The organism is Paenibacillus sp. WC2504 (assembly GCF_052682475.1).
The window spans coordinates 3,821,824-3,847,232 of sequence record NZ_JBQZFH010000001.1; the positions used below are offsets into that span (position 1 = coordinate 3,821,824).

Here is a 25,409-nt window from a genome sequence, read left to right on the forward strand (position 1 = left end):
CGATATGTACGGGTGGGGGTTTCACCACATCGATTCCTAACAAAAAGCCACTTGTGGATTGTTATTTCCAGCAAGCGGCTTTTTTTGTCATTTTAATAGAATACTCTTCTCATCAAAACATCCAACGCATGTTCAATTTCTTTCAAATCTGCTTCGGTTACGTTTCCGATTTTCTGGACGAACTGAGATTCAACTTGCTGAAAAATGTCGCCCATCATCGCACTTCCTTCTTTCGAAAGGCGGATCGATTGCTTGCGACGGTCTTCAGTATCGGTAATCTTCTCGCACAATTGTTTTTCACTTAGTTTTCTAAGCTCACGGCTTGTATTTGGCATAGACATATGCATACAGTCACTGATTTCGCTGAGCGTAACGGGCTGGCTGACGGAAATGTATTCTAGAATCTTATATTGAACGGGAGTAAGCGACTCTGATCTCACATCTTTGGTCATTTCATGCGTTACTTGGTGGACTGCGGCCGTGAAGGACACGAATTTCTGGAATAGGACATTGTTCTCCACATGATCACCTCATATAAAAATAATAGCAAAATAATTATCAATAAACAATTATCATTTGACAATAAAAAATAAAGTGTGCTACGCTTTACTTATCAAAAGATAAGTAAAGGAGTGTTGAAATGAAAACATTGATTATTTACACACATCCCAATCATCAAAGTTTAAGTTATGCCTTTTTACAAAAGGTCGTTCAAGGAAGTAGGGAGAATCCGAAAATTAGTGAAGTGAGGGTTTTGGATCTATACGAGGAAGGATTTAATCCGGTCCTGGTTTTTAATGAACATAAGCGTAGGAGGGATATGCACGCCGACCCTGATCTAGCCATCTACAGGGAGCAACTCAGCTGGGCCGAAAAAATTGTCTTTGTATATCCGATCTGGTGGGGGCGACCTCCAGCCATGCTTATGGGTTATATCGACCAGATGTTTTCTTCCGGTTTTGCCTATAAGGATAAGGGAGGGATGCTGCCGGAAGGGCTTCTGAAAGGGAAGTCGGTGGTGTGTATTTCAAGTATGAAGGGACCGGTCTTATATCCGCTGTATTGGCTGAATAACGCTCACAAAGTTTTGATGAAAAAAGCACTCTTTAACTATGTAGGAATTAAAAAGGTTAAGTTTTTTGAATTTGGGAGTATGGAGAGTCCACGAGGTAAACAGCAGCAGAAATTAGAGAAGGTTTATGACTATTTCAAAACAGTGGAACGTTAACCTTAAATGACTGCCGCAGTTTTAATATTTGCGTTTTTTTATTAATTGCCGCAGAGAATCAACGGCCAGACTAATTCCGATTAGGATTCCTGAGAGAGCTACGATTAAAGCAAAATACTGAAAAACCGAATAATCTTGCATTTTTCTCCAGGAAATAGGACCTTTTAAATCTTCAATCACTTGATTCATTCCGTATATGCCACTTATTACCGTATAGATTGTTAAAATGCGAAGCAAATAACTGGCACGTTTATTCGTATAATTGGACTGATATTCAAATAGATCGTTGAGAGTCCGTTTAACTTCAACAAACAGCTCATCATTCCCATAGAATTTGCGCAGCTGAAGGAAGATTTCTTTTCCTTGGGACTGGGAAACGACTTCAATAAAATAATATTTGGCAGAAAAATCAGTAATGGAACGAATCAGTTCTTCAATTTTACCCTGGTTCTGCTCCAAACGAACTTGTGAGTATTGGTTGGAAATTTTGAGAAGCACGATTTTGTGAAACAAATTAAGCAGTAGTCCATAATAATACTCACCGTACATTTTATTGGCTATTTTAACCGCGACAGCATGAGATTGTTTCGTGATACAAGAAAAGGCATTTTCATCCGTAATAAAGTAAGTATCCGGCCCCCACCTGTCATAAGCGTGCAGCTCGCTGTATGATTTTATATAGTTCAAATTTGTTGCACCGATGAATGGCTTGCCTTCTTTATTCAACCCGTCGATGCGTGCAGCTCGATAAATATCTACTAAAGAAATTTCTGAGTCTTCTACCAGCGAGTAAAAACATGCCACATACATGCATTCATCAAGAAAGAATGGCAGTTTCTCAAAGTAGACCTTGTCCAACCGTCCATGGTCTAGGAACGCCGAGGTATTTGGCCCTAGGATATGAAAAATAAACGATTCACTTTCTTTAAAGGTCAGATCGTTATATTGAATGTAGGATTCGTCATCTTGCTTATTCATATTTTGAAGTACTCGAAATCGCTTCGCGAATTCAAGTGCCAACGAATAGTTGACCTCCTCGCATTTTAGTTCCGTGCGAATCGTAATGAATCCAAGATCAAAAGGACAAAATATAACGTCAATTGAATGAATTGTAAAAGCTAAATTGTAAAATGGCGAGTGAAGGGAGCATACGATATTCAGCTGTTTGGAATAACGCCTAAACCCCTTTTCATTATCCTCCTCATGTGGAAATAAGAAGCTGCTTGTGAAAGGAAGATAATATCGCTCCATTTCCCGGTGAGACACCTGGTATTCGGCTCCATAATACCTATCTTCTTGCTTTGTCTCGCTAATAAAAAAAGGAATAAATTCATCTTTGAGCAATTGTTCCTTAAACTGATTTTGAGAATTTAGATTGATGGAAAAAGGGAAGATAAATTGGTGCAATGCCACTTGCATTCTTTTTTCGGTTAACGCTACACGGTTCTCCACTTCTAAACCCCCATATTTCAAATTATGATAGGTAATATTCCCTAATTAGGGTGAAAATACAAAATGTGGTCTGAAAAGACTTGAATTTAAACATTGAAAGAGGGATTAGGATGAAGTTGTCAGGCAATGTGGTACTTATTACAGGCGGAAGCGGAGGAATTGGATTAGCTTTCGCTGAGCGATTCGCCAAGTTAGGCAATCAAGTGATTGTCTGCGGAAGACGTGAGGATGCCCTACAACAAGCAAAAGAACAGATCCCTGGTCTTATTACTCGTGTATGTGATTTGGATAACGAATCCGATCGCTTAGCTTTATTTGATTGGGTAACATCGAACTACCCTGAAGTTAATGTGCTTGTGAACAATGCTGGGATACAACAGCGATTTAACGTTTTAAAAGTAGATGCAAGGAATAACTGGGGCTACTTCAACAAAGAAATCACCAGTAATTTGGATGCGCCGATCCATCTAGCCTTACTATTTGTACCGTTTTTTGCTTCCAAAGAAAAGGCGGCAATTATTAACGTTACTTCAGGACTTGCTTTTACGCCTTTCGCGATTGCTCCTATCTATTCGGCTACGAAAGCGGCGCTTCATTCATTTTCGATGAGTTTGAGACAACAGTTGTCGGATACATCTATTGAAGTCATTGAGGTTGCACCTCCCGCGGTTAATACAAATTTAGGTGGGGCGGGGTTGCATACAACCGGGGAACCGCTGGATGCTTTTGCTGATGGAATCTTCGAAGGCTTGAACGAAGGTAAGCAGGAAATTTCATACGGCAGCGCTATCGCTCGTTTACGCATGTCACGAGACGACATCGATAAGGCTACTGAAGCACTTTGGAATGCTACAAGAAGTATGATTGAGTGAAAGAGACCACGAGGCAGCCGATTATCGGCTGTCTTTTCTGTGAGATTTTCATGAAACGCCTAAGCCTTTATTTTGCATAAAAGTTCCAATCACCGCTCAAACTATGACCATGTCTAACATTAGGGGTTTAATTTATGCTTAATTCGGTTCAGGAAATTAAATCCATATTCGCTGATCACGATGATTTATTCATTCAGGAAGAGCAATTTGATCAAACAGCCCTATTTCTTATAGGGTATAAAACGCTCATAGATTTCACGAAATCAAATTTGTATATTCGGCAAATGGCGAAAATGTCATCAACCGTACATGAATTATTCACGAACCTCAGTGATCAACTTGACGTTGATACGGATCAAATGATTAAAGCAGTTGTAGAAGGCAAATTAGTACTTTTGTCCGATAAGGAGCGCAATGCCGTTCTGGAACCAGTCAGCCGCAACCTAAGCCGAAGTATTGATCAGCCCAAAAATGAAAGTATCATTCTTGGTCCTATGGATGCTTTTGGTGAAGATATTGATATAAACGTAGGGTTACTTAGAAAGTGGCTGAGCACGGAACGTTTGTGCCATAATTCTTATCTTGTTGGAGAACTGGCTAAACGAAGAATTTCAATGCTGTATATTAAAGGAAAAGCACCTAATGCACTTATTGAAAAAGTAGATCGACATTTAAAAGAAATTGAATCGGATATCGAAACGATTAATGACCTCAATAAGCATTTTGGTCAGCGCAAGTTCAATCCCGTTAGTTATTTATTCTCAACGGAAATTCCGAATCAAGCCATTGAATCGTTAAAAAAGAACAGAATTGTTCTTTTTTTAGATAATTATCCCTTCGCACTTGTTTTTCCTCATCTCTTTCTGGATATGTTGAGTACAGTAAACGACCGAAATTTCCCTAATGGGTTGTCAGTAATGATTCGAGTATTAAGGGGACTGGGAGCATTGGCAACACTTATACTTCCTGCGTTATATGTTGCCTTAACGTCCGTTAACCCTGATGTTTTAAAAGTCGATCTCGCCTTGTTTATCTCTGAAAGTAGAGAAGGCATTCCATTAACACCTATCATTGAAACTCTTACAATGGTCGTGATCGTTGACTTAATCATTGAAGCAATTGTGAGACTCCCGAAAAGCGTTGGTCCTGCGATTACCATGGTTGGAGGAATCATACTTGGCCAGGCAATGGTGGAAGCGAAATTAGTCAGTAATCTATTGGTTATTGTAATTACCGCGATGCTGATAGCAAGTTCATCGGTTGTAGGCGTGCAAAATTCCTTGTACATTCGTGCATTAAAGTACCCCATTTTAATCTTGGCATCTGTCTACGGTATTCTTGGAGTATTTGCCGGTTTAACTTTTGTATGCATATATTTGGCGAGTTTAACGTCATGTGATATTCCGTATATGACTTTTCGCATAAAAGGAAAGGGCGACTCAAATTGACTTCAAGGTTACAGATAGGTTTAGTTTTTATCATCATGCATATGGGATTCGGTTATTTACAGTATCCTAGTCTCATATATAAATTAACGAAATCCGGTCATTGGGGAGTAGTTCTTTCCTATGGATTGCTACAACTGATCTTAATCATGATCTGCAAGAAAGGATTAGATTATTTCCCTCAAAAAGATATGATTGATATTTTTTTGAAAATGGGAAGATGGGTAGCATTCATATTTTTAATCCCCTATGCACTCAATTTAACGGCGCTGATTGCGATGAGTTTTCGGCACCATGCTGAAGTCATTGCGTCGATTTTTTTAATTCGGACACCTATTTGGGCTATCATGATTCTTCTCCTCGTCATTTCAACGTATACAGCTATAAAAGGTTTAGGCACGATATTACGTTCTTCCGTTTTTATTTTTTTAATCGTTAATATTATGGTGGCCTTTGTTATTATTACCTCGTTTGTGAATTTTGATTTTAAGAACGCTTTTCCAATTTTACCGCCATCTCTTGATTTTGTGCCGAATATAAATTTTCTCTATCTTTTGGGATTTTCGTCTTTATTTCTAGGATTTGTACCATCCAGAACCAACTTAACGACCGGTCAACTTTTTGGGGCATGGGCTTACGTGATCTGCTTCTATCTAACTGTTGTGTATATTCCCCTTTTTATCTTTGGGCAAGAAACGGTCGACACCTTTTTTTTTCCTGCCAAAGAAGCCGCGGATTCCGTTGATATGAATTGGTTTGTATTCAATCAGCAAACCATGTTTTTTGGTATGTCAATGGTCGGGTTCACCATTATATTAAATGCGGTATTACTATGGATGATTAGCCAAATCATACAGAAATTATTCAATTGGCAAAAGAAAAAAGCCTCTTATTGGATTTACGTCTTTTCACTTACCGCATTCCTATTGGCTATCTCAATTCCGAATTTGGACTTGATAGAAAAATTTGCCTTATGGAGTGCAGGAGCTAATGCACTTTTAATCGTTATTCTTCCATTTACCATTTTTATCTATGGTGTTTTTGCCGGTGGGGGGAGGTTGGACCATGAAAAAAAATAGATATTATATGAGTGCTTTTGTTCTTATGTCTCTAACCCTTCTTGTCGGATGCTGGGATGTTAAAGAAATAGATAAGCGCGACATTCCTTTAATTATTGGGATTCGCAAGGAAAACGATAATCAATACAAAGTGACATTGTATATACCAATTACGGAGAAAGGCAGTAAATTATCAAGAACGATAACTCAGAAAGGTACAAACGTTTCTAGCATTTTGGAACAACTGAAAACAAATACGGAAGATGCCTTGTACTACAAACAGGTACGTTTAATTATCATTCAAAACAATTTGACAAAGGAAAAAGAGGATGTCAGTGAAGTAATTAAGTTTTTAATGAAATCTAAAGAAATACCTCCAGTAGCTTTACTAGCTATAACAGATGAAAACATAGAGAAAATGTTTTCATCTATTAATGAAAAACTTGATGCGCACGCAACCTCTGTCATTGACTATTTTCATAAAGGGGCCGATTGGGCACCGGAGATCTCGACTACACGTATTTGGGAAGTTTATCGGAGCTTATTCTCATATACAAAAGATATCGCCATTCCGGTTGTTAATGCTGGAAAAGATACATTATTAAGCTTTGAGGGATCCGCGGTATTGAAAAACGGAAAGATAATCGATCAAATTAGTCCGAGTGAAAATCAATTCGTGAATTTGTTTCAAAACCAACCTGCTAAAGGAAAGGTTGAGAGTCTGGGTTATGCCAGCATCATGGTGAAAAATAGTTCATTACAAATAAAATCGTCAAAGAAAGCTGACGATCTGATGGTATCGAGTGATTTATCTTTAAAAATAGAAGTCTTAGAAAAAAAAGAAGGCGCAACGAATGATCAGATCCAAAGAGAGCTAGAGAAGCTAGTTGAAAAGCGATTTTACAATTTGTTTGAACAAGCCCAAAAAAACAAAACAGATATATTCGGATTTGGCCAACACTTCCGGAATCAAATTCCTTATGATGAATTAAAAAACTGGAGAGAAGACTATTATCCTAAATTAAAAGTAAATTTTCAGGTCCATGTCAAAATGGAATAAATGACTTCGCCAGCCGTTTGCAAGTTAGCCTTACATAAGTTGCTCCATGCCATATTTTTTTGCAACAATTTTAATTCTTCTATCGTCTGAATATTTGTAGTGATTCAAACTTTCAAGAGAGAAGGCAACTTATGAAAATTTATCGTAAAAAAGCAGCGGTTTATCCAATGTTAATAGCAAGTATGCTGGTGTTCACGGCATGCACATCAAATGAAAAACCAGCAGCGAGTGCTGCTGATCCAATAGCTAGCTCATCTCCTAGTCCAGTTGTAGAAGCTACATCAACACCTTCAGCTACACCTAGCGCAACACCGGCGGTTTCTTCCAAGCCGGCATCTACGCCTAGTGGTAACGTGAATGTAACACCTGTATCGTCAGAAACGACATCGGTGACTAAGCAAATTAAAGATATGCTTGAATTAGCGAAGTCAGGCAAGGTGGCGGGTATTGAGTTTGCCGCAGAAACTAAACTTATTGATGACGTGGAGAAAGCTTGGGGGAAAGCGGATCATACAGATGTCGTGGCGAGCAGTATATATGCGACCTACTCTAAGAAAAATGCAGTCATTGGCTTCAATAAAGGCGATCAAATTATAGATATTCGTTCCAGCGATCCAAAACTGCAAACCTTAACGTTGAACCAAATTGAACAAGCGCTAGGAAAGCCATCGGATACAAAAGTAAACGGGGATGACACGATTTATATTTATAAAGCATCCGATATGTTTCAATTAAAATTTATTATTCCTAAATCAAGTGGGAAAGTAGACCATATTTCCGTGTTTGATACCAAACATTCGGTCAATAACATGGCAGGCTAAATAAAAAACAAAGGGGCTCGGTTCGCCCCTTTGTTTTTTTATTTTTCTGAGACTCGACGCTATCCTATTCTAAGAATCTGGAACCTTCCGGCAAAACAGCATCCTTATCGACGGCAACTAATCCTACCCCTCCGGGGATATAGGCTGCTACCGTATTATCATCAACATTTAAATAATAGCCCGGAACATAAGTACCATGTACATACGTTTGGATAAAACCATTACTGTAAGTATAGGGGGGCGTATCTGCCGTCTCAGTTGCAGCACTAATGACACTCGGAACCATTAAACTCGAACTTGCAAGAAGCAGAATCAATTTTGTTTTGAATGAACTCATATTGTACACTCTCCCTACGGTATGATTTATTTGATTGCTATAATTCATCTGTAAACCAGTTGGGATATATTTGAAACACCTTGAGAAGAAATTTTTGGAAATGAAAAATTTATTACTTTTACCTATAAAGTTAATTTTAATTATATATTAGACCAATAAAGAATTTGGATATATGATGTATGAATTAACCAATCAAAGTCGTTCAGAAATAGCTCGACCAAAGGAGGTCATTGTCATTAGCAGTTATGTATCTTTGTTTGGGACCGTAAGTGTACCCATTCTGCTGGCTTGTTTTCTCGGTTATCTGTATCAAAAATTTAAGTCACCCGATACGAAGGTGCTGGCAGACTTAAGTTTGTTTGTGCTTTCACCATGCCTGATTGTAAGTGCCGTATCGAGCAGCGAGTTAAATAGCTCCTCTTTTGCTCATATTGCCATATTTACCGTTATTCAGACTGTTCTCTGTTGGGCGGCTTCCCTTGCTGTTGGAAAATTATTTCGATTTAATGCTCCATCATTACGGGCAATGGAACTGACGACGATCTTTGCCAATTCGAATAATTACGGGTTGCCTTTGCTGCTTCTTGCATTTGGCAATGCTGGCTTCGCCATTGGCGTCACGAATGTTATCCTACATATCGTCCTTGTGAATACACTTGGTATGTACATTGCCTCGCGGAGTTCCTTTAGTCCGCGGCAAGCCGGTGCCAAAATGCTGCAGAACCCACTGATTTATGCTGCTGTTATAGGACTAGTCCTGTATATATTCAAAATTCCGCTGCCCAAAAGCTTGCATGCCGGTTTGGAGCTGATTGGCGGGGCTTATGCTGCCATCGTTTTGCTTATGCTGGGTATGCAGCTCAAAAAAACAAACTGGCGCGCGAGCATGCGACGCGAACTTTGGATTTCGATCATCATGCGAATTGTAGGTGTGCCGCTTTTATCTTTGCTAACCATAAAAATGCTTGGACTTCATGGTCTTGAAGCCTCCGTTTTATTCGTTCAGTCATCCATGCCTTCCGCTATTAATTCTGTCGTGCTTATGGAGAAATACGGAGGCGATAAGGAACTTGTTTCTGTCAACGTAGCGATGACGACGGCAGCTAGCTTTCTATATCTTCCTGTGCTGATCTATTGGTCAGCCGGATTCTGAGCGGAGCTTTTCTGCTTGCGATTTGTAATCCTGTTAGGTACAATGGAAACCAGAAAAGCAAAATTGGTTTCCATTGCGGATAGGAGGAATCGTACGTATGGATGATTCGATCCGGTTGCGTATCGTTCAGGAGGCAGCGGATCTGTTTAATGCCAATGGTTATCGCGGCGTAACGCTAAGCGTGCTGGCGACACGTCTTGGGATGAGCAAGAAGACGCTGTATTTGTATTTTAGCGGAAAAGAAGAGATTGCCGAAGCTGTGCTGGAATCTGTTTTGAAAGCGATTACACTACTTGTGAAGGAGCAAATGCAGTCTTCAGATCATCCACTTGATATTTTCGAGCGCGTATTTATGGGGATCAGGGGAGAACTTGCCAAGCTGCATCCGTTATTTTTAAACGATATCCAAACCTATATCCCCGAATTATGGGCTAAACTGGAGGCATTTCGCAGTGCTCAGCTCACATTCATCGAACAGCTGCTCGGGCGAGCCATGCAGGAAGGGCATATCCGAAACGTTAATCCCAAACTGTTAACCGCGATCATGCTGGAAAGCATTGAACGCATGGCCCGCCCGGATGTGGCCGCCAAGTACGGAGTTACGATGGTAGAGATGGGCGAAACATTGTTTGGTCTGTTTATGCACGGTCTTCGCACAGACTCATGCAAAGGGAGGAGCGAGCACCCATGAACAAGAACGATTATGTGCTTGATTTTAACCAATTGGATAGAAGCAGTCTTCCACTCGTAGGAGGCAAGGGCGCGAATTTGGGGGAAATGACGAAGGCGGGTTTCCCCATCCCCGCAGGCTTTTGTGTCACCACAGATGCTTACCTTACTTTTCTGAAGCAAAGTGAGGTTATGGATGAATTTTTCCAACAATTAAATGGCGTTGAGGCGGATCAGCTAGGGGAAATTACGGTGCTCGGGCAGTCCATTCGTGAGCATCTGGTAAGCATGCCGGTTCCTGATGACATTCGGACCTCCATTGTTCAGGCTTGGCAGCAGACCGGAGCGGATCAAGCCTATGCGGTGCGATCGAGTGCCACGGCAGAGGATCTGCCGTCTGCTTCTTTCGCCGGTCAGCAGGATACGTACCTGAATGTGCGAGGGGAAGAAGCGCTGCTACACGCCGTACGCAAGTGCTGGGCATCATTATTCACCGATCGGGCGATATCGTACAGGGCTCGCAACGGCTTCGATCACCGTGCTGTACAGCTATCCGTCGTCGTACAACGCATGGTTTTCCCGGAGGTGTCCGGCATCATGTTCACCGCCGATCCGATTACGGGTAGCCGAAACACGGTGTCGATTGACGCGAGCTTCGGTTTAGGAGAGGCGCTTGTGTCCGGGCTTGTCTCCGCTGACCTCTATCAGGTGCGGTCTGGGAAGCTGTCCACGAAGACGGTCTCCCGCAAGAAGCTCGCTATCTTCGCATTGGCGGAGGGGGGCACCGTGACGAAGGAACTGCCGGAGGCAGAGCAGGTCATGCAGGCGTTGGATGATGCGCGGATCCTGGAGTTAGCAGCTATCGGCGAGAAAATTAAGCGGTATTACGGCTCAGAGCAGGACATCGAATGGTGCTTTGCGCAAGGAAACTTCTACATCGTTCAGAGCCGACCGATCACCTCGTTGTATCCGCTGCCGGAGTTGAGCATTCCGCCGGGGGAAAGTCCGCACTTGCTCTTATCCTTCGGCCATCAGCAGATGATGACGGATGCAATGAAGCCTATGGGCTTGTCTGTGCTTCGAACGCTGTTTCCTTTCGGGAAAACGGGCATTCGGGAGATGAACGAGCATACGACGGCGGTTGGAGGAAGGGTCTATGTAGATATTACAAAGCTGTTGACGCTGAAGCAGGCCCGTGTTATTTTGCCGAAGGTATTGTCCAACATCGACGAAATGATGGGCCTTGGCGTGGCGGAGATTGTGAAGCAGGAATCGTTCGTTCAACATCTGCCTTCAGCCCCTGGCGTGAGAAAAGGCGTTATCGGCTTTATTCGTCCTGTGCTGCTGAAAGTGTTGCGCAAGCTGCTCTATGCTCCTGTTTCCGATGCACATCCTGAGGTTAATGCGTACATCGAGGCATCGATCCATAAGGGAGAAAATCAGCTTTCCAGAGTATATGGTCCAGAGCGGATAGTCCGAATTCAGGAGCATATAGGTTCGCTGTTATTGACCATTTTCCCACAGTTGATCCCTTATCCGCTGGCAGGAATTGTTTCGTCGCGTTTGGTGAATGCACTGTCCATGAAATGGTTGGGCGATTCCGAGGTCGTCCATGTACTGAACCGAGGACTGTCAGGTAACATTACGAGTGAGATGGGACTCATGATCGGCGATTTAGCGGATGCGGCTAGACCCTACCCGCAAGTGACAGACCTGATCCTGCACGGCGATCCGCTTCTATTTAGGGAAAAGCTGCAACAGGTAGAAGGCGGCAGTGTATTCGGTGAGCAATGGGATCGGTTCATGAAACTTTACGGCATGAGGTGCCCTGGTGAAATCGACATTACGCGCCCCCGGTGGTGTGAGGATCCAAGCACGCTGCTGCCCTCAATTGGCAGCCATATGCGGAGCATGGAGCCTGGGGAGCATCGTGCCAAGTTCGCCGAAGGCGCTCTACAGGCAGAGGCTGCGGCTAACGACCTGTTAAATCGGCTGCGTGCTCAACCTTTTGGCAGGTTGAAGGCGAAGCTCATGTCACGGCTAGTGAGCGCGTTCAGAGGGTTGATGGGGCTGCGGGAGCATCCCAAATATTTAATGATGCAGCATTTCTACCTTGTGCGCAAAGGATTACTTGACGAAGGGAACTCGCTGGTCAAGAAGGGTGTGCTACAGCGGGCGGATGATGTATTTTATTTGTCTCTCGACGAGCTGCTGAAACTGGCTGAAGGCGAACGTCCATCCGGTGTTGCGGCGCTGCTCGAGCAGCGGATGGAGGAACTGAAGCGATTCCGGGGCATGAAGCCACCAAGGTTGATGATGAGCGAGGGAGAAATCGTTATCGGCCGGCGTAAATGGCAGGATGCACCAGAGGGTGCCTTCGTGGGAACACCTGTATCCGCTGGCGTCATAGAGGGTATCGCCCGTGTGGTCCTGCGGCCTGAGGAGGCGAAGCTGAACAAGGGTGAGATCATGATCGCCCCTTTTACGGACCCGGGCTGGACGCCTCTGTTCCATTCCGCCGTCGGGCTGGTTATGGAGGTCGGCGGTTTGATGACCCATGGCGCCGTAGTAGCCAGGGAATACGGGCTGCCGGCGGTCGTTGGCATCGATGGAGCGACGACCCTCATCCACGACGGAGACCGAATTCGTTTGGACGGGACTCGCGGCTATGTCCTGGTGCTAGAACGGAGCGACTTAATGGAAATTAAATGAGGAGGTTGATCAAATGGTTCCAAAACATATACTATCAGCAGCAACCATAGTCATAAATGAACGTAATGAGATTTTATTGATAAAAGGACCTAAACGAGGATGGGAAATGCCAGGGGGCCAGGTTGAAGAGGGTGAATCATTGAAGGATGCGGCAATAAGGGAAACGAAAGAAGAGAGCGGAATCGAAATTGAGATAACCAAGTTTTGTGGCATTTTTCAAAATGTAAACGCTAGTATTTGTAACACGTTATTTTTAGGAAGGCCAGTTGGAGGAGAATTAACCACGACGTCGGAGTCCTTAGAAGTGGGATTTTTTCCAATTGAAATAGCGTTAGAGATGGTAACGTGGGGGAATTTTAAACAACGAATTGAATATTGCTTGAATGAAGAACATCATCCTTTTTATGTTGAGTTTTCTATTCCGCTTAAGGATTGTTAAACCCAATAGAAAATATAAAGGTGGATCCGCAGCCAAGTGCTGTGGGTCTCTTTTTTTGACTAAAAAAAGCCTTATAATGATTATCCGATGTTATCTAATGATTATTGACTGCTGAAAACACCAATATTGTAAGCGTATACAATTGGCTTTCTGATGATTGTATTCGGTTACTCCATACGATGCTATGATCATTTTATTCAAACGCACCATGCAGAAAGGAAGGTCGTCTCTCATGAAGGCAACGACAGTGGACGCGGTATCGGAGCAGTTGGCTAGCGCGGTAGTCGCTGCCGATTCAGAGAGGCTACTGCGGAATATTGACTCATTGAAATCAAAAACGGCGTCATCTATGCTCCGACTGGCCCTGGGCTCGGCATGGACATGGCTACGGTTAATGCCTTGCTGCGCAGAGCTTTACAGATTTGATTGAGTCGCCGGTTACCCATACTGGCAGCTTCTATAAGCGAAGAATAGGCCATCCGGGATTTATCCGGTGGCCTATTCTTCGTGATGTGACATTTAGTTCGTATGAGAAAGGGACATTTGTAGTATAATCAAAATAGTACCTTGACAGACACAGTAATGTGTTTTATTATACAGTCATGGAGGTGATTGTATGAGCGAGAACAAGATCACATCCGACCTGTTACGCGGACATACGGATACGATGATTTTACGGCTCTTGTCCGAAGCTGATCGTTACGGTTACGAGATTGTCAAGCTGATCGCCGAGCGTTCAAGCGGCGAATATGAACTGAAGGAAGCCACGATGTATTCCAGCTTCCGGCGGCTAGAAGCAGACGGTGACATCGAGTGGTATTGGGGCGATGAGTCACAGGGCGGACGGCGTAAATATTTTAGGATAACGGAAAAGGGCAAGAACACTTACGATCGCAACAAAAGCAACTGGGAGTATGCCAAACGCGTTTTAGAAAACTTAGTATGAGGAGAGATTTAATATGATGAATCCCAAATTGACGGATTATCTGAACAGCGTTTTTACGCCATACGATGGTGTAAAAAGTGTCTCCGAATTAAAAGACGACCTGCATACCGATTTGCAAGAACGATACCGTGAACTCAAAGCGGATGGCAAGGACGATGAAACAGCGTTTGCGATGACCATTGAAAGTATCGGCGACATCGAGCAAACAATTCTGGAGGTCGCCAACCTCTCCCGTTCGCTGGAACGGCAAGTGCTGACAAACTTTAATGGAAGCAACTTGTCGGAAAGCGATTTTGCAGGCGTTACGGCTCATAAAGGACAGTTTAAAGGCAGCTCGCTGCAAGGTTCCGACTTCTCCGGAGCAGATTTGACGGGCAGTTCGTTTAAGGCCAGTGACGTGCGTGAAGCTAATTTTGACAGCGCGAATTTGACGGACTGCAGTCTGTCTGCGCTTGACCTGTCAAATGCAAGTTTTGATAAGACGATTCTTGTCCGTACCAATTTCAACAAGTCGGGGCTTGACGGTGCCAAATTCACGGGTGTCAGACTGATCGACGTGACGTTGTCAATGACCGATCTTCGAAAGACGATTTTTGAAAGCTGTCGATTTGAGGGAGTTGATTTCAAATACACAGATCTCACCCGGCAGCGTTTTGACGGTCAGACGTTTATCGGCGTTAAGTTTGACAAAGCCGCTTTAACTGAAGTCTCATTCAGGGGCGCTACATTTAACAATGTTTCATTCCAGCCCGGGTTTACTCTCACGAATAAATACTATCGAATGATCAAAACCGTTATCTTTGACGAGGCAACGATGGATAAGTTGACCTATGCGGTGCTCAAAGGTATGGGAGCCGATGTATCCAAGGTTACACTTCGATAAGGAGGGAAATCAAATGAACAAGATCATAACGGGACAAAGTAACAGCGGCTTCTCCAAAGCAGGGCTGAATAGATTGCACGATGTGCTGGCACGGCATGTTGACTCCGGGAAGATTCCCGGCCTCGTTGCTCTGGTCAGCCGGAATGGTGAAACACACGTCGAAGCGCTCGGTACGATGCGCCATGACGGTGGCGCACCGATGACCCGGGACACGATTTTCCGGATGGCGTCCACTTCCAAGCCGGTTGCAGTCGCGCCAGTGATGATCCTGCTCGACGAGTGCAGGCTGCGGCTGGATGATCCGGTAGATGCCTGGCTGCCTGAACTTGCCAACCGAAGGGTGCTGAAACGCGTTGACGGCCCGCTGGACGATACGGTGCCGGCGAGGCGGCCGATCACGGTAAGGGATTTGCTGACCTCCACATTCGGGCTCGGCATGGATATTACGCTGCTCGGTACTCCGATTCTGAGTGCGATCTTCGAGCAGGGGCTCACGCCCGATCTGCCGACGCCGATGCCCGAACCGGATGAGTGGATGCGCCGCCTTGGTACGCTTCCATTGATGTATCAGCCCGGAGAGCGCTGGCAGTACCACATCAGCAACGATCTGCTCGGCTTGCTCGTCGCCAGGGTCACGGGTCAGACGTTTGAGACGTTTCTGCGCGAACGCATTTTTGACCCGCTAGGTATGAAAGATACCGGCTTTCATGTGCCTGCCAATAAGATCGACCGGATGCCGCCTCTTTACGCGCCGAATCCACAAACTGGCGAGTTCAACGTGTGGGACGAAGCCAAAGGGGGACGCTACAGCCAAGATCCGGCGTTCCAGGGTGGCGGTGGTGGACTGACTTCCACCGTCGACGATTTTCACGCTTACTTCCAGATGCTGCTGAATCAAGGGAAACACGGGACCGAACGGATTTTATCCCGGCCTGCCGTCCAGTTGATGACCACCAACCGGCTCACACCTGAGCAACAAGCCGTCCGTAACGCCATGGCGACCAACAATGTCCATTTGTCATTCGGGCAAGGGCAGCATGGCGGCTGGGGATTTGGGATGGCGGTACGCACTTATCGTGGCGACTACGCGCCCATCGGCCAATTTGGCTGGGACGGCGGAAGCGGTACCTCGACTTACGCTGATCCAGTCAACCAACTCACCGGAATCCTGCTCACTCAGGTGGGCATGTCAACTCCGGATTCAGCGAGGGTTATCCATGATTTCTGGACCACGGTATATCAGGCCATTGAGGATTGATAGTTTAAATTCATTGAACAATATGAGGTGTGAAGTATAATGAAACTTTATGATTTAAGTGTTCCTATCAGTCCCCAAATTCGTGAACCACTTCCAGCTAAAATTGATTACTCCACCCATGAAGAGGGAGCAATACAAGCAGCTGCGGCGCTCGGGCTCGCACCTGAGAATTTTCCAGAAAAGAAGGCATGGGCTACAGAGACAGTAACATTAAATACGCATTCGGGGACGCATGTGGACGCGCCATGGCATTACTGGCCTACATCGGAAGGTAAACCCTCCAGAACAATTGACGAGCTTCCGTTGGAGTGGTTTTACTCAGATGGCGTGCTGCTTGATTTCAGCAGTAAGCCGCCGGGTTATGAAATCACGAAAGATGATCTCATCACAGAGTTGAAGCGGATTAACTATACTTTAAAACCATTCGATATTGTACTCATTCGCAGTGATGCAGATAAACGATTGTACCACGAGCATTATGCGTTCCTGCATGCTGGTGTTTCAGCTGAAGCGACATTTTGGCTGCTCGAATGCGGAATTAAGGTTGTTGGGACGGATGGCTGGGGCTGGGATATTCCATTGAACCTGCAAGCCGAGGATTACCGAAATCAACCAAGAGACGGTGTCCTGTGGGCAGCCCACTATTTAGGTAAGGATCGGGAGTATTGCCAGATCGAAAAACTTGCAAACCTGGATCAACTGCCGAAGCCTTATGGTTTCAAAGTGTCCTGCTTTCCAGTGAAGATCGAGCGAGCAAGTGCCGGATGGGCAAGGCCAGTTGCAATTTTTGAATAAAATACCATGCCGCGTGTAAAGCACCGTGCGTTCTAGTTAGGCCCTCAGCTACTGCTGTGGGTCTATTATTTTTTAAAAGATAGGCAATAGATTGTGATAATTCCACTAGTCGCCACCTGCAAGTGATGGATGCGTCCTTTGCTGCTAGAAAATAGAATGTATTATTTAGTAGTTTTTGGAGGTGGCTTATGTCGCATAAAGATAAAGAAAAAAATAAATGCCGCCCCTGTCCTCCAGGGCCAGCAGGACCCCGAGGGCCTCGTGGAATTCCGGGACCTCGTGGACCACAAGGCCCCCCTGGACCGGCGTTTGCTCCCGGTTGTAATGCGCAATCTTTAGGTCCGTGTTCATTGGCCGAGGGTTCTTCCACGAAATCGATCGGGTTCGCTTCCCATGCCGAGGGATCCAAAACAGTCGCCTATGGCTTAGCCTCACACACGGAGGGTACGCAAACCAAAACAACGGTCGATGGGATAAATGCGCATGCGGAAGGTGAAGGGAATACAGCGAGTGGAAGAGCCTCCCATGTAGAAGGTGGAGGTGTGGATTCGATCGGCAGACCTTTCCCTAATCTGGCAAGCGGAAATTCTTCCCATGCCGAAGGTCTTGGCAATATTGCAAGTGGCTTGGCTGCACACGTGGAAGGGATAGTTGCCATAGCAAGCGGGGATGGTGCCCATGCCGAAGGTGCGGAGTCAACAGCAAGTGGTTTCGCTGGACATGCCGAAGGACAAATCGCTAGAGCCATTGGGGATGCGTCCCATGCAGAAGGATTTAATACAACAGCCAGTGGATTAGCTTCACATTCAGAAGGACGGTTAACAACAGCCAGTGGAAGGTCATCGCATGCCGAAGGTTTTACAACAACAGCAAGTGGAATTGCCTCACATGCGGAAGGTCAAGGTACAACGGCTGGCGGAGTAGCTTCTCATGCAGAAGGAGAAGGAACTACGGCTAGCGGAGAAGCATCGCATGCGGAAGGAAGTTCTACGATAGCAAGCGGTGTTGCGTCCCATGCGGAAGGGAATGGGACGCAAGCAAGTGGACCTGTCTCCCATGCCGAAGGTGCCGGTACGATAGCAAGTGGACTAAATTCTCATGCAGAGGGGATACTAACAACGTCCAGTGGTACGTCCTCTCATTCGGAAGGAATACAGACAAGCACTAATGGACATATAGGTGCCCATATTATGGGAACAACCGGTAAAGCGGACAGTGATTTCTCCTGGTTTTTAGCCAATGGACTTAATGATGATGGAACCGGAAACAATTTGGCGGCCAAAATCATTGGTTCAGGCATAAATAATGGGAAGGGTTTTGCGGATGTCGGTTGGTTTGGAGGCGGTGCTGACTTCGCCGAGATGTTTGAAACCATGGATGGTCAGCCTATCGATGTTGGATACATGGTGACTTTGGATGGAGACGGCGATCGAATACGAAAAGCGAAATCGAATGATCATTTTTTGTTAGGCATAACGAGTGCAAATCCTTCTTTCCTGGCAAATAGCGGTGAACTGAGATGGAAGGACAAATTTATGACCGATGAATGGGGCAGGGTCCTACTGCAAAATGTTCTCGTACCAGCAGTGGTTGATAAAAAAGGAAAAGTCATCATTCCCGAACATATGGAAACCCGTCCGCGGATTAATCCCAACTATAATGCTGCGCAAAGCTACAAATCAAGGTCGCAGAGGCAGGAATGGGTCGCCGTGGGCTTATTAGGACAAATTCTTGTTCGAGATGACGGGACATGCCTTCCAAAGGGATATTGTAAGCCTAATGATGAAGGGATTGCTACCTCTTCAACTGTAGGATATCGGGTTATGAAGCGCACGGGACCCAATCAAAATTTAGTATTGGTACAACCTGTTCAGTTGGGATGAAACGTAAAGGATTGTCTTTCGGATTTGGATCTAAAATTCCTAAGCTGTGGACAAGGTGCTGCAGCTTTTTTGCACTTTCTAGGCGAATACTTTCGTCTGGAAAGTAAGCTAACGAGCTCGTGATGAGATACTAATTTTCAGTATTGCTTCATATGTATGAATTAGGACAAGAATAGGGATCGATTGGCAAAAAAAAGTTGATTTTTATTCCAATTAGCTTTATAACTGTATTTAGAACAATTATTATTTAAAATTAATTATTGTAGGGGTGATACTATGGATTTGACTTCCGGTAGCGAAGGCAAATGTCCGTTTCCACACGGCAGCGCAACTAGTCACAAATCAAGCGGTACGACGAATAGAAACTGGTGGCCCAATCAGCTCAACTTGTACATACTTCATCAACATGATCAGAAATCCAACCCGATGGGTGCGGATTTTAATTACGCAGAAGAGTTTGCAAAGTTAGATTATCAAGCGCTTAAGCAGGATCTTAAAAGTCTAATGACTGATAGTCAAGATTGGTGGCCTGCTGACTATGGACATTATGGTCCATTTTTCATACGTATGGCTTGGCATGCTGCAGGTACATACCGTACAGGTGACGGTCGCGGCGGTGCCGGAACCGGAAACCAGCGGTTTGCTCCTCTGAATAGCTGGCCAGACAATGGAAACCTCGATAAAGCCCGTCGACTGCTTTGGCCCATTAAGCAAAAGTATGGCAATAAGATCTCGTGGGCGGATTTATTCGTTTTAACAGGTAATGTGGCAATTGAATCCATGGGGGGCAAGACCTTTGGTTTCGGTGGCGGCCGAGTGGACGTGTGGCATCCGGAAGAAGATATCTACTGGGGTGTCGAGACAGAATGGTTAGGGGATAAACGTTACACTGGTGATCGCGAGCTTGAGAATCCGCTTGCTGCTGTTCAGATGGGTCTTATCTATGTAAATCCAGAGGGCCCGAACGGTAAACCAGATCCACTTGCAAGTGCACGCGACATTCGCGAAACGTTCAAGCGCATGGGAATGAATGATGAAGAAACCGTCGCGCTCGTAGCCGGCGGCCATACATTCGGCAAGGCACATGGTGCAGGAGATGCTGCGCATGTGGGTGCAGAACCGGAAGGTGCTCCAGTTGAAGCGCTGGGCTTAGGTTGGATCAATACGCACGGTTCCGGTAGAGGTCGTGACACGATTACCAGCGGTATTGAAGGTGCTTGGACTGCGAATCCGACGCAGTGGGACAATGGCTTCTTTGATATGCTCTTTGGATATGAATGGCAGCTTACGAAAAGCCCGGCAGGCGCTTATCAGTGGGCTCCGATAAATCCTGATAAAGAGCACCTCGCACCGGATGCGGAAGATTCGTCCATTCGCGTTCCGACGATCATGACGACAGCGGATTTAGCATTGCGTGAGGATCCGGCATACGAGAAGATTTCTCGCCGTTACCATGAGAATCCGGAAGAATTTGCAGATGCTTTTGCTCGCGCGTGGTTCAAACTTACACACAGAGACATGGGTCCTCGTGTAAGATACCTAGGTCCGGAAGTTCCTGAAGAAGTACTGATCTGGCAAGATCCTGTAGATGCTGTAAATACCAAATTAACGGATGCGGAAGTGGAAGATCTTAAAACAAAGATCCTAAACTCCGGTCTTACAATCAGCGAACTGATTAAAACGGCGTGGGCTTCGGCAAGCACTTTCCGGGGTACGGATATGCGCGGCGGTGCGAATGGTTCCCGTATTCGACTGGCTCCTCAGAAGGATTGGGAAGTGAATCAGCCTACACAACTTAATAAAGTACTTGCTATTCTGGAATCGATTCAGGTTGAACTTGATAAGAAAGTAAGTTTGGCTGATCTGATTGTACTAGGTGGTAGCGCTGCCGTTGAAAAAGCTGCACGGGATGCAGGTTATGATGTTACGGTTCCTTTCACTGCTGGCCGCGGCGATGCCACTCAAGAACAAACGGATGTAGAAAGCTTTGCCGTACTAGAGCCGGTGGCCGATGGTTTCCGCAACTACCAGAAGAAGAATTACAGTGTAAATGCTGCAGAACTCCTTATAGACAAGGCACATCTGCTTAACCTTACTGCGCCAGAAATGACTGCGCTTGTAGGCGGTATGCGTGTTCTGGGTACAAACTTCGATGGGACAAAACATGGCGTGTTCACCGAGCAAGTAGGCAAACTGACGAACGACTTCTTTGTTAATTTGCTTGATATGAGAGTGCAGTGGAAGCCTGTTAGCGGTGGCATTTACGAAGGATCTGATCGTCAGACAGGTAAAGTCGTGCGCACGGCGACGATCGTTGATCTCGTATTCGGCTCAAACTCTATTCTACGTGCCATTGCTGAAGTTTACGCTCAAGATGATAACAAAGAAAAGTTTGTACGTGAATTTATATCAGCTTGGGTAAAAGTAATGAATGCAGATCGTTATGAGCTAACTAACAATCAGTAGTTAAAAAGATTCAACCAAGTTTTCTAATAACTTGGTTGGGTCTTTTTTTTATTTTAAAATACACTTCAACTTGACGGCAGCCATTGACAATAGAACGGTCAATTCGTATGATCCAAGTAGATTGTAAAAAAATGTGAATAGAGTTATACGTGGGCTTATCCGTTATTAGCGGTTGCTGTAAATAACTTGGATTAGTGGGGAGAGGATCTGATGTTGAACAATTGTGCGGCTATTATCGAACAATACATGGAGAATCTGGACAAGTATTCGATAGAGCAGCTGCGATATAAAAGCGAGGAAGACGTATGGTCAATCGGGCAAATGTATATTCATGTGATCGAAGTGGCGAAAGAATATATCGGGCATATTGAAACATGCACGAAGGCAACAAGGGAAGAGTCAGAAGGTAGAACAGAAGACGGAATGAAAGCGATTGCAGAAAAAGAGTGGCCCAATATCCGTGTGAAACTTGACCAACCGCCCAATGAGACAAGAAATCCCGAAAGTAAGGATGAAATCATAGCCGGACTGGAGCAAGTTCAAGTGATGTTGGCCTATTGGGCAACCCGAATAGAGGAAGCGAATCCAACATGCAAGGTTCGCCATGGCTGGTTCGGTTGGCTAAACGCCCGTGATTGGTTTGAAATGGTTGGTATGCACAGTAGGCACCATCTGCGGCAAAAAGAAATCCTGGACGAGAAACTGGCGGAGTCAGGGATCTGACAGCCCGATATAATAATTTTTTTTGTTTGATGTAGAAATTCAGTGAATTGGCTCGTCATTATTGTGAAGGCGGCATGAAGCTATTCCAATATGAACGTTGAGAGGAGCAGTAACGATGAATTACACACTGATCATGTATGAAACAACAGAGGATTTCGCCAAACGAACCGACCCGATACACAAGGAGGCTTATGCGGCAAGCTGGGCTCATTATGTTACAGCTTTGCGCGAATCCGGCATTGTTGTAAGCAGCGCAGGTCTCCAGTCACCGGAGACGGGGACCACGCTCAGCCGCAAAGGCGGTGAATTGCTTGTTCAGGATGGTCCGATCACGGAAACGAAGGAGCAAATCGGCGGTTTGATCATCATTGACGTGCCGGATATGGATCACGCATTGGAATGGGCGGCACGTTGCCCTGGCAGCTCGGTTGAGGTTCGTCCCAACCTCAAACCGATTTCAAAATGAGCGGGCAAGCTTACCCAATCATCGAACAGACGGCCAGGGAATCCTACGGCCGTCTGGTTGCCTTCCTGGCTGTCCGCTTTCGTGATCTGGCGGCAGCGGAGGATGCGCTTGCGGACGCGTTTCTGTCCGCGTTGGAGAAATGGCCAACGAGCGGAGTGCCGGACAAACCCGAAGCATGGCTGCTTACGGCTGCGAAGCGCCGGTTGATCGATGGCACCCGGCATGCCCGCGTGCAAGCCGGCGCCGAGCATGCCTTACTATCCATAGCAGAAGAGGCTAGTCACCGTGTCGAAATCGAGATGAATTTCCCGGATGAACGGCTGAAGATGCTGTTTATTTGCGCACATCCCGAAATCGATCCTGCTGTTCGCACGCCGCTTATGCTTCAGTCCGTGCTTGGCCTTGACGCGGCCCGCATTGCTTCAGCTTTTATCGTTAAACCGGCAACGATGGGGCAGCGGCTCACTCGTGCTAAAGCAAAAATAAAGAATGATGAAATCAAATTTGATTTGCCCGGTGAGGATGAATGGCCGGAGCGCCTTGGAGCCGTACTTGAAGCTGTCTATGCAGCTTATGGAAGCGGTTGGGAGGATATAGCCGGCGTTGATCCTCGCAGGAAGGGGCTTGCCGAAGAAGCGATATTCCTGGGGAGACTGATTGTACGATTCATGCCAGGGGAACCCGAAGCACTGGGATTGCTTGCCCTAATGCTGCACTGCGAAGCGCGCCGTTATGCACGCCGCGATGAGACCGGGCACTATGTTCCAATATCCGATCAGGATCATTCAAGCTGGTCGATCGGAATGATCGAAGAGGCTGAGCATTGCCTCCGTATGGCCGCACATGGAAATCGCATCGGGCGGTTCCAGCTTGAGGCGGCAATTCAATCGGTGCATGCTCAGCGAGCTTGGACGAACCGTACAGAGTGGGAAGAGATTGCTCTGCTGTACGAGGGGCTAGTTAGCATTGCTCCAACGATTGGCGCAATCGTAGGTCGCGCAGCAGCGGTTGCTGAAGCGTTCGACGCAGAGGCGGGAAAGGCGCTGTTGGATGATATACCGGCAGAAGCGGTTAAGAGCTATCAGCCATATTGGGCGCTGCGCGCTCATTTGTTCAAAAGGATGCAGAGGTACGATGAGGCTCGTGCCCTATACAGCCGGGCCATAGGACTGTGCACGGATCCATCCATTCGAGCATTTCTGGAGAAACAATCTAACGAATGTTAGTTGATTGTACGGTGGAAATGAAAACAGGGAGTAGATTGCCGCAATGGCAACTGCTCCCTGTTGTTTTAATTTAACTGGCTTTTACGATACTGAATGGGCGTAAAACCTGTGATCTTTTTGAAAATCCGACAAAAATAAGGAAAATTAGGTATGCCAACCAATGAACCAATCTGTTCAATAGATTTTGATTCCGTTTTCAATAACCAACAAGCCTGTCTTACTCTACGTGCAATGACATATTCGGTGATACTTCCCCCTGTTTCGGTCCGAAATAACCGCGATACATGATTTTTGGAGAGATGCAGTTCCTTTGCTAATTCAATCAAGTCAAAAGGCTCCGTAAAATGTTCTTCGACCCAATTCATTATTTTTTCGGCATGGCTATCTGGACGTGCTACCCCTCCAAAACCTCCAATGTGCAGTGAGCTAAGATAGTCTAAAATGTTGAGAATCAACATCGACGCCGTCTCGTGGTCTTCACCCTTTTCGTTCCACCCCGTAACCAATTCGTTGAATCGTTCCAGAATGCCTAACATATACGTAGAATCCCGATCCTCGCGGAACACCTGATTGGACATTTGTTCCTTCCATACCTGATCAAAAAAGCGAGACAGGACAGTAAAGTTTTTGAGATGAGGTGCAACGATTGAGGGTTCAAAGGTTAGAACCGTTCGTACATATGGATTTTGAGGATTGGCATCAAATTGAATGCGATGCAGCTGGAAGGGTTGTAAAATCACTACACAGCCAGCCTCTAAATTGTAAATCTTGCGGTTAAGGGTCAAGGTCCCCTTTCCTTGATGGACAAATAAGACTTCGATCCCTTTATGATAATGGTAAGTTAACGGAGGACACTCGTAGGACACGGCCCTATATTTAAGTCTTATTCCCCGGTTGTTAAGGACATGAAATACTTGTGCACGTTCATCCATTTGTTTTGTGTTTTTCAATGATGATCACCATCCAGCCAGCTTTTCAAAATATCAATTGAGTGCTATTTTGTGACGGAAGAAGATAACTATTTTAGCCGAAAAATAAGCTATGATAGGAATGTCGATACCTTTTAATTATACTTTGTAGCCATTCTTGGTGGCAATGTTGCTTGCAAAGATTATGAATCACATCCTACGGAGGTGGATATAGAATGACTTTCCCTTTATCGACTCTAAAAGAGGACGAATACAGCGAGTTACTGGATGGAATCAAAGATATATTGAGAGAATGCTATCAGGTACCCGAAGACGAGGCGATGTTAGTCATTCATGAAGGCAGTGAAAAAGCGCAGGAGTTGTTAAAAGATTATTTGCCTTACATAGATTCCATTTATAAAACGATTTGTGGCATTAGGGACACACTAGAAAATCATATGAATCTAGTATTTCAGGAACAAGAATTGCCAGATAAAATGATATATGAAGCAGCTGCCTGGCACGCGTTTGAATCTGTAAGATGTTACTATAAAAGCACGGCAACTACCATGTAACGGCAATTTCGACTACATATGAGGAAGGCGAAAA

At 45.3% G+C, this 25,409-nt stretch carries 25 protein-coding genes; 21 read left to right on the forward strand and 4 right to left on the reverse strand.

The annotated features are described in order from the left end of the window. Window positions 1-92: 92 nt before the first annotated feature. Complete coding sequence (locus ACUN27_RS17005) at window positions 93-521, reverse strand: MarR family winged helix-turn-helix transcriptional regulator (RefSeq protein WP_315950713.1); 429 nt, start codon at window positions 519-521, stop codon at window positions 93-95. A 119-nt stretch (window positions 522-640) separates the two neighbouring features. Between ACUN27_RS17005 and ACUN27_RS17010 the strand changes: the two genes are divergently transcribed. Beyond that, window positions 641-1,228, forward strand: a complete 588-nt coding sequence (locus ACUN27_RS17010) for an NAD(P)H-dependent oxidoreductase (protein ID WP_315950712.1) — start codon at window positions 641-643, stop codon at window positions 1,226-1,228. Between the two features lie 21 nt (window positions 1,229-1,249). Here ACUN27_RS17010 and ACUN27_RS17015 read toward each other — a convergent pair whose 3' ends face one another. Then, window positions 1,250-2,206, reverse strand: a complete 957-nt coding sequence (locus ACUN27_RS17015) for a hypothetical protein (RefSeq protein WP_445559267.1) — start codon at window positions 2,204-2,206, stop codon at window positions 1,250-1,252. A 584-nt stretch (window positions 2,207-2,790) separates the two neighbouring features. Here ACUN27_RS17015 and ACUN27_RS17020 point away from each other — a divergent pair. The 5 genes from ACUN27_RS17020 (at window position 2,791) to ACUN27_RS17040 (ending at window position 7,936) form a co-directional block, all read left to right on the forward strand. Further along, window positions 2,791-3,552, forward strand: a complete 762-nt coding sequence (locus ACUN27_RS17020; protein WP_326059835.1) for an SDR family oxidoreductase — start codon at window positions 2,791-2,793, stop codon at window positions 3,550-3,552. 134 nt (window positions 3,553-3,686) lie between these two features. Then, window positions 3,687-5,000 carry a spore germination protein gene (locus ACUN27_RS17025; RefSeq protein WP_315950709.1) on the forward strand — a complete coding sequence of 438 codons (1,314 nt, stop codon included), beginning with the start codon at window positions 3,687-3,689 and terminating at the stop codon, window positions 4,998-5,000. Continuing rightward, on the forward strand, window positions 4,997-6,076 hold the full coding sequence (locus ACUN27_RS17030) for a GerAB/ArcD/ProY family transporter (RefSeq protein WP_315950708.1): 1,080 nt from the start codon (window positions 4,997-4,999) through the stop codon (window positions 6,074-6,076). The genes ACUN27_RS17025 and ACUN27_RS17030 overlap by 4 nt, the downstream gene beginning before the upstream one ends. Further along, window positions 6,063-7,115, forward strand: a complete 1,053-nt coding sequence (locus ACUN27_RS17035) for a Ger(x)C family spore germination protein (RefSeq protein WP_315950707.1) — start codon at window positions 6,063-6,065, stop codon at window positions 7,113-7,115. Before ACUN27_RS17030 ends, ACUN27_RS17035 begins: the two co-directional genes overlap by 14 nt. A gap of 131 nt (window positions 7,116-7,246) precedes the next feature. Beyond that, complete coding sequence (locus ACUN27_RS17040) at window positions 7,247-7,936, forward strand: YjgB family protein (RefSeq protein WP_315950706.1); 690 nt, start codon at window positions 7,247-7,249, stop codon at window positions 7,934-7,936. Window positions 7,937-8,000: 64 nt separating this feature from the next. Here the strand turns inward: ACUN27_RS17040 and ACUN27_RS17045 are convergent, their stop codons facing one another. Continuing rightward, window positions 8,001-8,273 carry a hypothetical protein gene (locus tag ACUN27_RS17045; RefSeq protein WP_315950705.1) on the reverse strand — a complete coding sequence of 91 codons (273 nt, stop codon included), beginning with the start codon at window positions 8,271-8,273 and terminating at the stop codon, window positions 8,001-8,003. A gap of 253 nt (window positions 8,274-8,526) precedes the next feature. On the opposite strand from ACUN27_RS17045, the gene ACUN27_RS17050 reads away from it, so the two are divergent. The 14 genes from ACUN27_RS17050 to ACUN27_RS17115 all read left to right on the forward strand — a co-directional run bounded on the left by ACUN27_RS17050 (window position 8,527) and on the right by ACUN27_RS17115 (window position 23,892). Further along, complete coding sequence (locus ACUN27_RS17050; protein WP_379175114.1) at window positions 8,527-9,426, forward strand: AEC family transporter; 900 nt, start codon at window positions 8,527-8,529, stop codon at window positions 9,424-9,426. Between the two features lie 97 nt (window positions 9,427-9,523). Beyond that, complete coding sequence (locus ACUN27_RS17055; protein ID WP_326059828.1) at window positions 9,524-10,117, forward strand: TetR/AcrR family transcriptional regulator; 594 nt, start codon at window positions 9,524-9,526, stop codon at window positions 10,115-10,117. After that, window positions 10,114-12,807, forward strand: a complete 2,694-nt coding sequence (locus tag ACUN27_RS17060) for a phosphoenolpyruvate synthase (protein WP_326059826.1) — start codon at window positions 10,114-10,116, stop codon at window positions 12,805-12,807. Before ACUN27_RS17055 ends, ACUN27_RS17060 begins: the two co-directional genes overlap by 4 nt. Before the next feature lie 13 nt (window positions 12,808-12,820). After that, window positions 12,821-13,246 (forward strand): NUDIX hydrolase, encoded by a 426-nt coding sequence (locus ACUN27_RS17065; RefSeq protein ID WP_326059825.1) that lies wholly within the window; start codon window positions 12,821-12,823, stop codon window positions 13,244-13,246. 232 nt (window positions 13,247-13,478) lie between these two features. Then, window positions 13,479-13,676: a hypothetical protein gene (locus ACUN27_RS17070; protein WP_326059823.1), complete on the forward strand. Its 198-nt coding sequence runs from the start codon at window positions 13,479-13,481 to the stop codon at window positions 13,674-13,676. Between the two features lie 186 nt (window positions 13,677-13,862). After that, window positions 13,863-14,192, forward strand: a complete 330-nt coding sequence (locus ACUN27_RS17075) for a PadR family transcriptional regulator (RefSeq protein WP_157320653.1) — start codon at window positions 13,863-13,865, stop codon at window positions 14,190-14,192. Window positions 14,193-14,208: 16 nt separating this feature from the next. Beyond that, window positions 14,209-15,075: a pentapeptide repeat-containing protein gene (locus ACUN27_RS17080; RefSeq protein WP_326060307.1), complete on the forward strand. Its 867-nt coding sequence runs from the start codon at window positions 14,209-14,211 to the stop codon at window positions 15,073-15,075. Window positions 15,076-15,088: 13 nt separating this feature from the next. Next, on the forward strand, window positions 15,089-16,333 hold the full coding sequence (locus ACUN27_RS17085; RefSeq protein ID WP_326059820.1) for a serine hydrolase domain-containing protein: 1,245 nt from the start codon (window positions 15,089-15,091) through the stop codon (window positions 16,331-16,333). Between the two features lie 39 nt (window positions 16,334-16,372). Beyond that, complete coding sequence (locus ACUN27_RS17090) at window positions 16,373-17,128, forward strand: cyclase family protein (protein WP_326059819.1); 756 nt, start codon at window positions 16,373-16,375, stop codon at window positions 17,126-17,128. 350 nt (window positions 17,129-17,478) lie between these two features. Then, window positions 17,479-19,011, forward strand: coding sequence for a peptidase G2 autoproteolytic cleavage domain-containing protein (locus ACUN27_RS17095; RefSeq protein WP_445559268.1), 1,533 nt, complete (start codon window positions 17,479-17,481; stop codon window positions 19,009-19,011). A gap of 276 nt (window positions 19,012-19,287) precedes the next feature. Next, window positions 19,288-21,477, forward strand: a complete 2,190-nt coding sequence (gene katG / locus ACUN27_RS17100; protein WP_445559269.1) for a catalase/peroxidase HPI — start codon at window positions 19,288-19,290, stop codon at window positions 21,475-21,477. A gap of 210 nt (window positions 21,478-21,687) precedes the next feature. After that, window positions 21,688-22,200 (forward strand): DinB family protein, encoded by a 513-nt coding sequence (locus tag ACUN27_RS17105; RefSeq protein ID WP_326059815.1) that lies wholly within the window; start codon window positions 21,688-21,690, stop codon window positions 22,198-22,200. A 115-nt stretch (window positions 22,201-22,315) separates the two neighbouring features. Beyond that, the gene (locus tag ACUN27_RS17110; protein ID WP_315950688.1) at window positions 22,316-22,666 is read left to right on the forward strand and encodes a YciI family protein; all 351 of its coding nucleotides are present in this window, start codon (window positions 22,316-22,318) and stop codon (window positions 22,664-22,666) included. Then, window positions 22,663-23,892 carry an RNA polymerase sigma factor gene (locus tag ACUN27_RS17115; protein WP_326059813.1) on the forward strand — a complete coding sequence of 410 codons (1,230 nt, stop codon included), beginning with the start codon at window positions 22,663-22,665 and terminating at the stop codon, window positions 23,890-23,892. The genes ACUN27_RS17110 and ACUN27_RS17115 overlap by 4 nt, the downstream gene beginning before the upstream one ends. A gap of 65 nt (window positions 23,893-23,957) precedes the next feature. On the opposite strand, the gene ACUN27_RS17120 is transcribed toward ACUN27_RS17115, so the two are convergent. Beyond that, window positions 23,958-24,842 (reverse strand): AraC family transcriptional regulator, encoded by an 885-nt coding sequence (locus ACUN27_RS17120; protein ID WP_315950686.1) that lies wholly within the window; start codon window positions 24,840-24,842, stop codon window positions 23,958-23,960. Window positions 24,843-25,036: 194 nt separating this feature from the next. Here ACUN27_RS17120 and ACUN27_RS17125 point away from each other — a divergent pair, with 194 nt between their 5' ends. Further along, entirely contained in the window at window positions 25,037-25,375 is a 339-nt protein-coding gene (locus ACUN27_RS17125; RefSeq protein ID WP_326059811.1) for a hypothetical protein, read from the forward strand. Window positions 25,376-25,409: the final 34 nt, after the last annotated feature.